Consider the following 14,234-nt stretch of genomic DNA (forward strand, 5'->3'; position numbering starts at 1 on the left):
CCCAATAGAATATAGCTAGGCAACCAGATATCGGTAGTGAAAGTAATGATGTCCAAAAAAGTGTACTGACAACAGTTTGCTCCGTTGGTAATTTTCTCGCGGTAAGGTTGAACAACGCAATTGTAAATGTGGTAACAAGGGCGAAGACTGCCGCCAATTCAAATTCTGATGGTCTTAAAACCACGATAACTCCTGAAAACCCTATAAGAGATAATACACTGCTCTTAATCGTTAGTTTCTCTCGGAGAAGTAAAATCGATAATGGAAGCATCATTAGTGGAGCAGCATGAAAAACCGCATTAGCCGTCGCTAAAGTTAAGTGAGTGATTGCAATTACCATACAACCGCTGCCTATTATAATTAGATGTGCCCTAAATACATTGAGTTTAGCGCTATACAGTTTTCGCTTTTGCTTGGGTTGCTTTAACCATAAAGGACAAATAACTAAAGTAGAAAATAATTGTCGTATAAAAATGTACTGAAAGGTTGATACCTCCCCATTAAGTAACTTAACTGCGACATCAGATAGTGAAGCAGCAAGATTACCTAATATGAGAAGGATAATCGCGAGGTTTACCACAGAAAAAGACACTGTTATTTTTCCAACTTCATATCGATATGTGGGATATCATCCTCCAAATACATTACAGAAGTCGGCATAAATCCATGTTTTTGGTAGAATTCTGATAGGTGTTCTTGAGCGCCAATTTCGATTGACTCTCTGGGCCACAACTTGTCACATGCACATAGAGCCTCTTGTACCAGTTGATGCCCTATGCCCCCTCCACGAGAACTTTTTGAAATAGCAACACGACCAATACTGACGGATGGATAACTAACCCCCTTTGACATTAAGCGTGCGCAAGCTATTAACTTGTCATCTTGATAACCCAGTAAGTGGTAAACACCTTCTTGGTGATCTTTACCATCCAACTCAGGATAGGGACATTCTTGCTCGACAACAAACACGTCAACTCTGAGTTTTAGCAGTTGATATAGTTGCATTATTGTTAATTGGGGGAACGGATGGAATTGCCAAGTAATCATTCAATTCAGCCTTACAAATAGTGATATCCGAAATGTAGCAAGGTGAATAAGTCTAGGCATTAACAATTGTTAAGTTAGATTGCGTTTTTTGATACGACTAAGGCTGATAGGTGTAATGCCAAGATAAGCTGCAATTTGATAATCGGTGAGACGCTCTAACAAGTTAGGATAACTGTTACAGAACTGTTGATAGCGTTCTTCTGGAGTATAAAGCAACATAAAACGCTCTTTGTTTTCTTTATACATCAGTTGTATTTCCAATAGCTTGAGATAAATACTGTATTTATTCTTACGCCATGTTCTTAATGTTTCGATAGGGAGATACATAATCGAGCAAGGGGTAAGTGATTCAAGTTGGTATGGTGATGGCGTTTGGTTAACTAGGCTTTCAAAACCAATGATCCAGTCATTTTCCCAATAAAACTGTTTGCTAAACTCTTTGCCCTTGTCAGTAAAATAAACTGCGTGACATATTCCTTCTAATAGAAAGAAAATCTCTTTTGCAACTTCCCCTTGATGGTGAAAAATATGCCGACTAGGCAAAGAACAAAGCTTTGCAGATTGCTTTAGTTGTTCAACTTCGTGCCGAGTAAAGTCATTTTGTTGTAACTGCTCTAGGAAAGCGTCAAGCATAATTGGCTGTACCTAAGTATTTATCTATAACCAAACGTTAACTGAATATTTAAGCACACAATAAATTCGCAAAAAACAATTAAAGTACAGGTGTGCAGGTGATGATAATCTACATCAAATTAACATTCTATGTGCCATTTTATCCCCCTAGGTTCCTTATTTGTAGCTGCGAAGGAATTACAAGCAAGAATCGTAATTAATAAGATAAGAAAATTTCGCATATTCACTTGTAGGTATCATTTATCAGCAAGACTTTGCAAGGTAGCATACCCTGTGAGTTTACTATCAGCCAGTGTCAACTTATCGTTCAAAGCCGATCTTTAGAGTAATTGAGTTAGCTCGTTAAGGGGCATAAACGTGCCAGAACTGTTCGGCCTGATCAAAGCACGTGAGCCCGAAGCTCGAAGCTCGCGCACAACGTGATGTGCGTGAACCAAACTATCCTTGAGTGATTCAGATAGGGGGAATTCAAAGGCCCAAGAAGGGCCTTTGAATAATTTTAGTGAGCAGCAAGGGCTGCGTAGATTTTAGGATCTTGCTGAATCGTCGCGAGCACTTTAGCTGCTAATCCTGCAGGATTGCGGCGTTTACCTTCCCAACTTTTAACAGTGTCTACACTGACACCCATCGTGGCAGCAAATTCGGCCTGCGTCACTTTAAGCAAATCTTCACGGATTGACTTAACGTCGGCAACTTCATAACGAGTTACTCGAGCGGGCTTTTTGAGACCACGATGAATTTCTAGCGCTTCTTCAAGGGAGGCTTGAAGTTCGTTAAATATACTCATTTGCTCTCTCCTTTAAGTGATTGAACGATTAGTTTTAATTTGGCCTTTTCTTCCGCAGTTAGGCTATCTTTAACTGCTTTTGGATAAGCGAGTACCAGGTAAATTTTATCGGCCAGAGCAAGGACATAGAGCACTCGTATACTGCCACTCTTCCCTTTGTTGCCTACAGCCATTCTAACCTTTCGTAGTCCACCTGTACCTTTGATAATATCGCCTTTATCCGGCTGAGCAATAAGCTCTGCTTGCAAATCCTTTAGTTCGTCATCTGTTGCAAGTTCCTTGATCTGTCTTGTAAAGATCGAGGTTTCGACAAACTCAATAGCATGGCTCACTAATTAAAATCCTTATGCCACCCTTGAGGTGTACATTGTACACCTCAAGGGTGTGGTAATCAACACAGGGTCATTTGCCATTGTGCTGATACCACACACTCGTCAAGACTGCTTTAGTGAATCACTCTGGTGCAGAATGATTCACTAGCATGATTTAGAGATAATAGCGACCATTAGAAAATTATATGGTTACGTCACGCACAACGGCGCAAATTGATGTGTCTTGTTAGCCGACTCTGATACTAAACAATGCTCCGAACGAGCTTTGAGGCTGCTCGAGTATAGCAGTACAATGGATTACCTCTTGAGTTATATCGAACAACCAACAAGCCTAATCCAAGCATTAACTGTAAATCATCTTGGAAAAATCGCGTCTCATTACATAAAAAATTAGGTCCAGGACATAATACAATTCTTTGTTTTATATCGCTTGTAGCGTTTGACAATAGGAAGAATTCACTATCATTTTCCTCCATCAATTTGAGGATATCGAGAGCCTGGTCTGAGATTGCTTCTTTCACATAAGCGAGCGCCAAACCCTCAATCCCATCTGACCTGCTTGCAAGAATTGCTAGGCACTCTGAAATAGTATCAAGCTTTTCATGTACATCAACCAAGCCCCTATTGAAGATGGTTTGAATGCTAAGTGTCGTAGCATGATTTGCCTCGATTGCTTGTTTGATATCTTCATGATTATGCTCCATTAACCAAACCAGAAATTCATTCAACTCTATTTGTTTATTCCCAGTCCGGCCCGATGAAAAGGCAGAGAGCAATCCTACTATTGTTGCGAATTCAGCTACCATATTTTCTGTGCCCTCGTCTAAATTGTATTCGTGCACATAGTGTTTATCTTGTAGGTCAACTGAATTTAGTAACTACTTGAAAATACTAAATTCCATATGATTACTAGATTGTGAACCAGACTATCCTAGAATGATTTACGGACTCACTTTTGGGACAAGAAGCGAGTTAAGTTTTTTGCTCTAATTCGTGGGGTTCGAATTAAAATCTCTATTGGTTAAAGCCTGACATAGATGCCGGAGCGGAGTTGATGGTTTTGTGCCTGCATAGCTGATCAGCATAAAACGGGCAACGCAGCGGAGGTCGAATTAAGCCAATTGTTAAGGTAGAACCTTTAGACACACAAGTTTTCTTACAGCGAATCTCGCATTTTCAGAAATGTTCTCTTACCTCGATTTGGACTATCCGCAATCATACTGATAGGTGATTTTTCGGGGTTGAAATTTTCATACCCAATTAACATTTTTCTGACTGTATTTTCATCGAGCACTTTAAATGCCATAGACCATTCAGAAAATGCTCTATGGTCAATATTCCCCTGATAAAAAACTTCGACACTAGTATGCCTTTCGTCCTTAAAAATAGTTTGAAAAAGAGCCCTGACGTTGAGTTCTTCACCCTCAAGAATTTGCATTATCTCCCGATTATGATAAACCAGCATTCCTGTTATACCTGAGGCTTTGTTTTTTGCTCTGGCTTTTTCTAATATGCTTAAAAGTTCAGTTTCTGATAAACCTGCCGGTGCGATACTCGTATAAAGTAATTCAAACAGCATTGTGCTTACGTCCCTTTTGGTTGATTGAAGTTAAATTTACCCTAACGCTTTAGTATTTACGCGCTGTTTGCAGGGCATAAATTGTTTGTTGGACTTGGCCGCTGCCAAATCATAATTAATTGGTATGCTATAGGACTATAGGAATTTGCTTTTTTAAGACTAGCTCTATCGTATCGAGCGCTTCCGAATTGATAGCATTGCTTGATTTGTATGAGTTGCATTGAGAATTCCTTGTCATAGTAGTGTTCCATCACATCTTTTAAGTCTAGCAGATACTGGCAGACTTACACATTTAGCTGAATCACAGTTAAGCAGCGCGCAACAGCTTTGTTCAATAACGTCCAGTTTAAGACCAATCTCCGGTGAGTCGTTTTATTTCAGTTTCACGAAGACAAAACGCGGTATTAATCGACGTAAGGTTATCAAACTTCTCACGGTGAGAGAGTGCAGCATCTTGTTCAATTTTACGTTCCGCACCAGTCACTTGTATTGATAACGTATCAAGATTCTTACTGGCTTTAAATTTACGAAACCAATGTAAATCTAACTCTGTCAGGGTGTTTCTATTAATATAATTCATAACTTCTCGTAGATACTTACCAAATATTGACTTACTTAAAGTGACTATTGATGACTTCATTATCATTGAGCTGAATAATGGAAATTTTTAAGCCCAAGCACTATATGAGTAGTAAAGCCTTGCAGAAAATTACCCGTCATTTTGCATCGAAACGCATAAAAAAGTATTCTACGACACCCCAACACATCACAAACTATTTATTTTTACCCGATTAAACAACTAATGACCAGCATTAAAATCAACAACAAAGAAACCATAATAAATAGCATATACAAACACTTATAGTTTCTAAGTTAAAGTTACTGCTCATTTTTTTACCATGGTATTATTAAGCTTAACCGTACTAAAGTATCATTATCCCAAGGTAGAATTGGCAAATATCCAGTCGAATTTACATCCATTTTTGCATAATTATCTAAATTGTATTGAGTGTGTTCCGTGTACAGTACTAACTGATCACCAAAACCTAAAAAATCAGTCTGATAGATTAGCTCAAGTCGGTATTGATTCTCTAACCACTGCTCACTGTCTTGCCAAGTTTGTACGGCAACTTGCATATGTAACTTATCAGTCAAATCAACGCCTAAGCGGCCCATAAAGCTATAGGCAAAGCCATCGTTACCAAAATCACCTCTATCGTAACCTCTTGTCCTTGGTACATCATCATCGATTTCAAGTGAGTAATAACCCGCCCCCACTTTTAATTGAGCCTGTAATTGCTGTCCTTCAAAGTTAGCCGCAATTCCAGGGAATACCTTAATTTGTTTTTCAACAGAACTGACGGTATTACGCTTGCCTTGCAAATCGAACTGCCAATCAAATGAATATTCGGAACTGAGGCGATATAGCTCACTTCCTATTGAGTAATCTGATTTAAACCAAAGAGGAATATGATCAGGATCGAGTTTATCAACATCCACGTCAACATAAGCGTCAATCAATGCTGCAAACGAGATGTTGTTTTGGGTTTTATGATCGATTAGCAAGCTTACATTCACACCTAATGTGTGAGAATCCTGTACTGCAAAATCATGACCACCTAAGCTGTAATGCCACTGAGTTTGTTCCTCTGCCACGACCGCAAAAGGTATACACAGGGTAGTCGATATTATTGCCGCGCTGAATTTTTTCAATTTTCCTCCTAATATATTTGATACTTACATCATGAACACGACATAAGTTAAAAGGTATAATCTAGCATGAGCTAATGAGACATACCGTTTTCTTTGTTTATTTTAATAGCTAATTTGGCCATCAAAAAAATGTGTATTTATAATTAATTTCACCATCTATCACTTATTGTCTTAACTAATAAAATGCATAACAAGCACCTTATTTTCTCGCTTTTTAACACCTGCACTCATGACCATCGCCTACAAAATGTTAAAATTAACATCTTTTAATTTATCTTTATATTCGTTTGTTGTTAACATTCAGAGCCATTAAGCTAGTCAAGGGGCAAGTATCTTATTCATTCCGTTAGTCATAAAAATCACAATATTACGATTCTCTTTTCATATTGACATTTAAATCTTAGTGTATAAGTAAATGTGATACATTATTTATTCACACAAATAGCACGCCAACTTAATCGGCAAATTTCATTTAATTGAATAGCATCATATTCAATCGCATCCCTTCTCAAGTATCGAGCCAATGCAACTGCTGACTCTAAAGATAGGGCAATTAAGTAATTGATACCAATATCAATTATTTCACCTTTAATTATTGCTTTTTGATATAAATCATAAAGAGGAGAGAAAAGCAATTTCTCGTATTCATTCGATTTTTCATCTGATGTGCCAGGGATTTTTAAGTATTGTTCAAAGCTGAGTTGATCGGCATTTCTTTCTTTAGCAAGTGTTAAAATATTAAACCATACAATACGATAATTATCCCAAGATGAGTTCTCACTTTTTATACCGCCAAGGACTTTTTGTGAAATTGTTGTTATTACCTTTTCCCTAAGTGATATAATCAAATCATCTTTGCAAGTGAAATGTAAATATATAGTTCCGGCCGAAATCCCGGCTTCTTTTGCTATCAATTGCATCGATAGTCCATCAAACCCGTTTAATACAACGATCTTCTCTGCGGCTTCTAAAATTCTATCTCTCTTAGATAACATATTAAATCCTTAAAAATAAAAACAACCAAGGTAGCATTGGCCTTGCACTATTTTATTCTGCAACATTATGTAAAGCATCATTTTTGTTAAAAAAATTACTTAATCAAAGATCTATCTATATCCAATCATTACTAATTCTGGCGTTAAAAAAATAATAAATTAAATCAGTAACCTCATTTAAAAGTAGTGATATAACATACCGTTTTTCAAAAAATTCTATTCCTCGGCGATAATTTATACAGAGAAATAATGAAAACTTGACAATAGTCCAGAAAATTCTAAATATGGGATCTGCAAGTTACATCCCTCAAAAACATGCTCTTCAAAATGGGAGCCTTTCGGGCTCCCTATGTAAGTTATTTTGGAATTCTAAATAACACTGCATAGAGCAATGGGATCACAATCAGTGTCAATACTGTTGCAAACAACAATCCAAACATGATGGTGACTGCCATACTCTTGAAAAAGGGATCCATTAATAAAGGTGCAACCCCCATAATAGTTGTTGCAGCCCCTAATACAACTGGCTTAGCCCGGCTTAAAGAGGCACCAACAACGGCATCGAATGGGGTCGTGCCATCACGGATATCATTATCTGCTTGATCAACCAGCACGATAGCATTTTTCACCATCATGCCTATTAAGCTTAAAAAGCCTAAGATAGCCATAAACTCAAAGGGTGTTTGGTATATCACTAGGCCAATAACGACTCCAACGATTGCTAATGGCACCGTCATCCAGATAACGATAGGCTGTTTAAAAGCGTTAAACATGAAAATAACAGCCAAAATCATTGCTGCAAATCCATAAGGCGCAGATACCGCAATTCCTTCATTAGCATCGTTTGAAGCTTTATATTCTCCGTACCATTTCAGTTCATAACCTGAAGGAAGAATGATTTGTTCCATTTTGTCTTTGATACTGAGGAACGCATCGTTAGACAGTACTCCAGGAGCGGGATCAGCCTGAACAAGGATAGTTGGGATCCGGTTGATCTTGCGTATTAGTGAGTCCTCCCATTCCAAACCTACAGACGAGACAAACTGGCTAATAGGTATAAAAGCCTGACTTTGTGCACTATATACATTAACGTTTTCAATGACTCTTTTATGTTGGCGCTCAGTTTCCGGTGCTCTTACCACCATTGGAATAAGATCATCATTTTGCCTGAACATCGCGATTTGTCGGCCTGTTAGCGATTGTGCTATTGCCTGATTCAAGTCTTTTGCGCTTAGTCCCTGTTGTTGCATAACTTCAGCAATATAATATGGCTTAATAACGGGGACTTGTTGTCGCCAATCATCTTGCACAGCAATCAGACTATTATCTGCATTCATTAATGCTTTAGCTTCTTCTGCAAGTGCTCGTAATACTTTGGGATCAGGACCTGAAAATCCCGCCTCAATTTTTTTGCCACCGCCGCGACCTAACATAAATTTCCATACTTTAATTGAAGCATCAGGAAAGTTAACAGAGAGTTCGGTTTGTAAGTCATCCAGTAAAACATCAATGTTTTTATAGTCATCAACATCTATCAATAGCTGACCATAAGCTGAGTTTCGTGGCTCCGGTGCATAGCTGAGCATAAATCTCAAACCGCCACTACCAATGAAAGAAGTCACATTTGTTACATGTTCTTTCTGTTTCACTAATTGACTCATGCTAACCATCATATCGGCAGTTTTGTTGATGTCGGTGCCTTGGGGTAAAAATGCATCCACCACAAATTGTGCTCTTTGGGATTCAGGCATAAAACCAGGAGGAATACGTCCCATATTGGCAATGGCGATGAGTAAAAGCGTGAGCAAAACCGCACCAGTGATTAATCGATTACGTAAAACTAAGAGTAAGATCTTATGATAAAAAGTTAAAATACGACTTTCTTTGGCAGCCTTAGCATTTTTATCAACGGTTAAAAACTGATAGCACAGTAGTGGGGTTATTGTGATAGCAAATAGCCAACTTAAAAACATGGAGTAACAAATCACCCAGAATAATGACCCTGCATATTCCCCCATATCACTTGGCGATAACCCAATAGCGCTAAAGGCTAGAATTCCAACAACAGTCCCTCCAAGTAGGGGCCAGATTGTAGAGTTCACGACTTCTTTAATCGCCGAGAGTTTATCTTGGCCTTGTTGTAAACGAACTAACACACCATCGGTTACGACAATGGCATTATCAACCAGCATTCCAAGGGCAATAATTAACGCGCCAAGGGAGATCCGTTGCATGGCGATATCATCAATCAGCATAATGATAAGCGTACCGGCGACGGTCAGTAGTAAAACAAATCCGATGATAATTCCCGATCTCACTCCCATAAAGATCAATAAAACAACAAATACAATAACCACTGCCGCAATAAGATTATCGATAAAATTAGCGACAGAGGCACGTACAGAGTCCGATTGAATCGATATTTCATTGAGTTCCATACCAATGGGACGTTGGGATTCAAGTTCTGCTAGGCGTTGTTTAACAGCATCGCCCATTTCGACGACATTTCCGCCTGAAACATTAGAAATACCTAAGCCGATAGCATGTTCACCGTTGTATGACATCAACACTGAGAAAGGTTCTTTGTAGTCTTGATACACATTTGCGATTTGATTGAGCTGTAAAACAGTATTAGTGCTATTAATACCAATCTTTAGATTTTTTAAGTCATCCATTGTCTTTAAGGTGTTGTTGGGGATAACTGGAAGCCTCATGCCATCAAGTTCAATATCTCCTGCAACTGTGACTAACGTTTGATGCTGTAAAGTTTGGTATATCTGTTCAAGGCTGACGCCATATTGTTGTAGGCGTTCAGAGGATAGCTCAATAAAAATTTGCTCTGTTTTTGTTCCTAATGTCGCTGTCTTGGCGACACCTTTGACTAATGCAAGTTCCTTTTGTAAAAATTTTACATAATCATTGAGTTGTTTATCAGTATAGCCCGGCCCAGTTATTGCGTAGAACAGGGCATACACATCCGCAAAGTCATCATTAACAAATGACGGTCCAGCCCCAGTAGGCAGATTTCTTTGTGCATCAGAGACTTTGCGGCGCAATTTATCCCAAACTTGATCAAGTTCCGCTTTTGTTTTTGAGAATTCGAGCTTGATTTCAACGGTGACCTCAGAACTACCTTGTTTAGATATCGATTTTACTTCTTTAAGCTCTTGTAAAGATTGTACAGCAGTTTCAATCACTTCCGTTACTTCGTCTGCTACTTCTACGGCAGATGCACCTGAGTAGGGGGTAACAATAACGGCCTGACGAATAATAAACTCAGGATCTTCGAATCGCCCTAAATTTTTATAACTAATAAAACCACCAATTAATAGCAGAATTATGATTACCCATAGACTGTTCTTTTTCTGAATAGCGTAATTTGCAATATTCATTACTTGGCCCCTTCAGAATCTAATGGTCTAACCATATCCCCTTCTTTGAGTGAGTTTACGCCAGCGATTACCACTTTATCTTGCGGTTGTAATCCACTGGTAATGATTATTCTGTCTCCAAGTAATGTTCCTGTTTCAACCATTTTTTTGGTAACTTTGCTATCCATATCCACTAGCCATACATATTTTTTACCCATGTTATCGGGAGATATGGCGCTAAGAGGAAGCGATATTTGCATTGCATCAGTAGAATTTGCCTCAGGTGTTACATTTATCGACATGCCTGGCAATACATTTTGATTTTTCAAGTCAGAAAACCCTAGGATCACATTATATGTTTGCGTCAACTGCTCGGATTCTAAAGTGAAATATTTATAGTAAAGAGGAAAATCAATGTCATTAAGACCTTCAATATGTCCGACGGCATTTTTATTCCGACTACCTTCTGCAAAAAGTTTACTTGGCACATCAATGACTACTTCCAAATCATTCAGATTTTGCAAAATAAATATCATTTGATTGGGTTGAACGACAGAGAACTCATTCATGAGTTTTTTTGTGATGACACCGGAAAAAGGCGCTTTTATTTTAGTGTGTTCGAGGGCCTCAATAGCTGAATTGAATTTATTTTTGGCGAGATCACGTTCGGTTTTTAACTTTTCAAGATCACTTTTGGATATAGCTTGAGTTGAGTTATAAATGGACAAACCGCGCTGATAATCAGCTTCAGCTTTGCTGAATTGAGTTTTTGCAGAGCTTAAAGCAATTTTTTGCTCATAATCGTCGAGTTCCGCAAGTAGTTGCCCTTGGTTGACCGCGACACCTTCTTGAGCATTGATTTTAGCAATTTTCCCCGCAACCTTAAAAGATAACTCAACCCTCTGTGCTGCGCGGACTAGGCCAGTGAAGCTTAGCCCTGATACATCAGAAGCAGCGATTTCTTCTATCATTGCTGGGCGTGAAAATGAAGTATCAGTTGTTACCGTGTTGATTTGTTTATCACAACCGGTGGCAAATGAAGCTAATGCTATGATTAAAAAAGATTTTAAATGATTATTCTTACTCAAAAATGTATTCATAAGTTTTCCTAGTTAACCGTGTGATTAAGCCTATATCTCGTAAAAAATAATTATAAAACATACAATTACAATGTTACTAATTTGTTTTTTATAGCTGCAATTTAGGTCATACTAAATTGTGACAGTTTCACAATATCCTTCAATCAAAGAGTGAGATTAAACACACAAAACAAAGCACCTATAGAAATAGGTGCTTTGTTATCTAGGTCTGTTTTACTATTTTTTAGAAAAGCGTTTCCATTCACTGAGTTTTAAGAGTGAACGACATTCATTTTTATCTAACTTATCGCCTAAATATTGACCTTTACGATTAGCATTATCCCTTCCTAAGGCATAGCTTAACTTTTCTGAGCTCGACATCTTCCTGAACTCATCTGCTGCTCGTAAACGTGCCCATTTATAGCGTCCGTCATCCTCATATTTCTCTTCACAGTACTTCATTGCCCCTGTAAAGGCACCAAGTTTATATTCATGAGAATTAGGACTATCCGCTACTGCAACCCAAGATGTGAAGACGATTAAAATCAAAAATCCGCTTCTTACTATCTTATTCATATGTTACTCATACCCATTATGAAATTTTACGATTTAAATTAAACTTAAAACTGATACACAATTGAGACCATTGCCATAGTGAAACTATCACTATTAACAATCGGGGAGCGAGTAATATCATTATCTAATACAATATGTCTTAAAAATGCATTGACATTTAATGATTTGGTCAGTTGATATGAAACTATTAAGTTTAGAGCTAAGTCTGTTGTACTATCTAGCTCATAGTTACTATATCCATAGTAATAATTAGCTACATCAGCACTCTTAAAGTTCACACCTACAGAAGGTATCAATGTTAAATCCTGAGTTAGTCTCCATGGATAGCTATAATTAACTTTGAAAATACTGCCTTCACTGTGGCCTGATATGTCATATAAAGCTGAGGTATTAAATATGCCTATGGCAGAGCTATAAGTTAGCTTAGCTCCAGAGTAAATAGATATCTTACGGTCGCCCAAAGCATTAACTACGGGATTAATAGAATCTGAAGCCTTCAAAAAATCTTCACCTAGTTCAGTGGCGAATGACAACTTGAGTCGATTACTCTGCCATAAATCATACTCTAAGTTAAAGATACTCGCTTTGAGTCTTTCACCTTTGTAATGAATTAAAGGGAGGCCATAGTTTTGATCATCAATACCTTTGTAGGGGGATGTTAAAGCAAGAACTCCGGCACCAATTGACCATTCAGCTTCATTAGCTGATGGAATTTGTTGAAAACCCTAAAATTAATATGGACGTAAATATGACTTTACTGCACAGCTTGAACATAAAAAAACCTAATTTAAGTTAAAAATCACGAAAGCACCATTTTGGTGCACATATGAATACTCATTCATTTTGATCGGAATGCTACATTTACAGCAACTTCTTGTCAAGGTGTTTGAAATTTAACCTACAAGTAAACAATAGAATCGAGAGATAAAAATTTTAGATAAAAGACTATTTTGTTTGAGGTGGTTATAAGCGTAAGAATATGAAATATTGAGATAAATTGTCAGTAATATTTTTAAATGATGGTGGCGTAGCTCATCTAATATTTCATTAGATGGCACTAGTGTATTATCTGGGATTTGTTTCCTAAATCGGTTCAGTGAACAAAACTTTCATCACAGTTTAAATAAAACGATATACTGGGTTTCAGGCATACCCTGCCCTATGAGCTTGTTCAGCACCCTTATAATGACGTAAGTCTTTCCCACCTTGCAGTTGCTTTATCCTGTGCATGGCGGTTTCTGAGATCGACTGGCGATGATAACCTTCTGTTTCTTCTATTACTTATTTGAGCCATGAAGCTGTTGCCAACTGACGACTAAGTTTCGTGGATGCCCTTATTCCCATAACGCTGCGCCTTCCCGATGTGGGATCAGCACCAAGGCACGTTTTCGGCGAACGGCTTCGTGACAGGCTTTCGTGTTGTAAACGTCATAACCCAGGATATTGAGGATTTTTAATGGATTCGTTTGAGTCAATTGGCCATGACTTCAGCGTCTGTCACACCTGATAAACTGAGCTCTGCGGCAATAATTTCATGGCTATGTGTATCTACGGCAATATGCAGTTTACGCCACACTCGGCGCCTTCCATCTGTGCCATGTTTCTTCACTTTCCACTCACCTTCGCCATAGACCTTCAAGCCTGTTGAATCGATAGCTAAGTCCTCAATGGCGCCGCGAGTCTTAGTTTTAAAAGCAATATTGACCGTTTTCGCGCATTTACGGATGCAGGTGGCGGGCGAGATAATGGGATGTCACCCAGTTTAAACACCGAATTGATAAAGCCCTGTAAGGGTCTCAGTGGCATAGAGAAAATACGCTTAACAATCAACGCAGTGGTAATGGCTAAGTCGCTAAACACTTGAGTGCGACCTTTCTTGGGCTGCTCGACCTTGGCTTTCCACTTAGCAATTGCCTCCTCATCAATCCAGAAGGTAAGTGAACCGCGGTTGATTAAGGCTTGGTTGTATTGCTTTCAGTGGGTTGTTTTATAGCGAGGTTTTGACACGGGTGATGGGTAAGTTGATAGGCGATGCCGATCAGATCTGCGGCTGCGATTTTAGTTCAACCTATTTAGGAAACAAAGCCCCTTGAAAAGAGAATTGAATTATAAGGAGAAAGCC

At 38.4% G+C, this 14,234-nt stretch carries 14 protein-coding genes and 1 pseudogene; all 15 read right to left on the bottom strand.

All coding sequences use genetic code 11. The annotated features are described in order from the left end of the window. The coding region (locus tag Q4Q49_RS18640; RefSeq protein ID WP_312000084.1) for a DMT family transporter at positions 1-592 on the bottom strand (592 nt) is incomplete at its 3' end. 2 nt (positions 593-594) lie between these two features. Next, the gene (locus tag Q4Q49_RS18645) at positions 595-1,047 is read right to left on the bottom strand and encodes a GNAT family N-acetyltransferase (RefSeq protein ID WP_312000086.1); all 453 of its coding nucleotides are present in this window, start codon (positions 1,045-1,047) and stop codon (positions 595-597) included. A 69-nt stretch (positions 1,048-1,116) separates the two neighbouring features. Then, the gene (locus Q4Q49_RS18650; RefSeq protein WP_312000088.1) at positions 1,117-1,680 is read right to left on the bottom strand and encodes a Crp/Fnr family transcriptional regulator; all 564 of its coding nucleotides are present in this window, start codon (positions 1,678-1,680) and stop codon (positions 1,117-1,119) included. Positions 1,681-2,179: 499 nt separating this feature from the next. Continuing rightward, positions 2,180-2,467: a NadS family protein gene (nadS, locus tag Q4Q49_RS18655; RefSeq protein WP_312000090.1), complete on the bottom strand. Its 288-nt coding sequence runs from the start codon at positions 2,465-2,467 to the stop codon at positions 2,180-2,182. After that, positions 2,464-2,799, bottom strand: coding sequence for a type II toxin-antitoxin system RelE/ParE family toxin (locus tag Q4Q49_RS18660; RefSeq protein ID WP_375164308.1), 336 nt, complete (start codon positions 2,797-2,799; stop codon positions 2,464-2,466). The genes nadS and Q4Q49_RS18660 overlap by 4 nt, the downstream gene beginning before the upstream one ends. A 242-nt stretch (positions 2,800-3,041) precedes the next feature. Next, complete coding sequence (locus Q4Q49_RS18665) at positions 3,042-3,605, bottom strand: hypothetical protein (RefSeq protein ID WP_312000091.1); 564 nt, start codon at positions 3,603-3,605, stop codon at positions 3,042-3,044. Positions 3,606-3,955: 350 nt separating this feature from the next. Next, on the bottom strand, positions 3,956-4,378 hold the full coding sequence (locus Q4Q49_RS18670; RefSeq protein WP_311989135.1) for a BLUF domain-containing protein: 423 nt from the start codon (positions 4,376-4,378) through the stop codon (positions 3,956-3,958). A gap of 346 nt (positions 4,379-4,724) precedes the next feature. Then, complete coding sequence (locus tag Q4Q49_RS18675) at positions 4,725-4,958, bottom strand: hypothetical protein (RefSeq protein WP_131525961.1); 234 nt, start codon at positions 4,956-4,958, stop codon at positions 4,725-4,727. Between the two features lie 314 nt (positions 4,959-5,272). Continuing rightward, positions 5,273-6,091, bottom strand: a complete 819-nt coding sequence (locus tag Q4Q49_RS18680) for a hypothetical protein (protein WP_261274035.1) — start codon at positions 6,089-6,091, stop codon at positions 5,273-5,275. A 425-nt stretch (positions 6,092-6,516) separates the two neighbouring features. Then, complete coding sequence (locus tag Q4Q49_RS18685) at positions 6,517-7,086, bottom strand: TetR/AcrR family transcriptional regulator (protein ID WP_261274008.1); 570 nt, start codon at positions 7,084-7,086, stop codon at positions 6,517-6,519. A 356-nt stretch (positions 7,087-7,442) separates the two neighbouring features. Then, entirely contained in the window at positions 7,443-10,478 is a 3,036-nt protein-coding gene (locus tag Q4Q49_RS18690; protein WP_131525964.1) for an efflux RND transporter permease subunit, read from the bottom strand. Beyond that, entirely contained in the window at positions 10,478-11,557 is a 1,080-nt protein-coding gene (locus Q4Q49_RS18695; protein WP_261274006.1) for an efflux RND transporter periplasmic adaptor subunit, read from the bottom strand. The genes Q4Q49_RS18690 and Q4Q49_RS18695 overlap by 1 nt, the downstream gene beginning before the upstream one ends. Before the next feature lie 216 nt (positions 11,558-11,773). Next, positions 11,774-12,112 carry a hypothetical protein gene (locus Q4Q49_RS18700; RefSeq protein WP_131525966.1) on the bottom strand — a complete coding sequence of 113 codons (339 nt, stop codon included), beginning with the start codon at positions 12,110-12,112 and terminating at the stop codon, positions 11,774-11,776. A gap of 44 nt (positions 12,113-12,156) precedes the next feature. After that, positions 12,157-12,825, bottom strand: coding sequence for a MipA/OmpV family protein (locus Q4Q49_RS18705; RefSeq protein ID WP_312000135.1), 669 nt, complete (start codon positions 12,823-12,825; stop codon positions 12,157-12,159). Positions 12,826-13,224: 399 nt separating this feature from the next. After that, positions 13,225-14,065, bottom strand: a pseudogene (locus tag Q4Q49_RS18710) (IS5 family transposase). Between the last annotated feature and the right edge of the window lie 169 nt (positions 14,066-14,234).

The organism is Shewanella sp. SP1S1-7, assembly GCF_031932105.1.
GTDB classification, from domain to species: Bacteria; Pseudomonadota; Gammaproteobacteria; order Enterobacterales; family Shewanellaceae; genus Shewanella; species Shewanella baltica.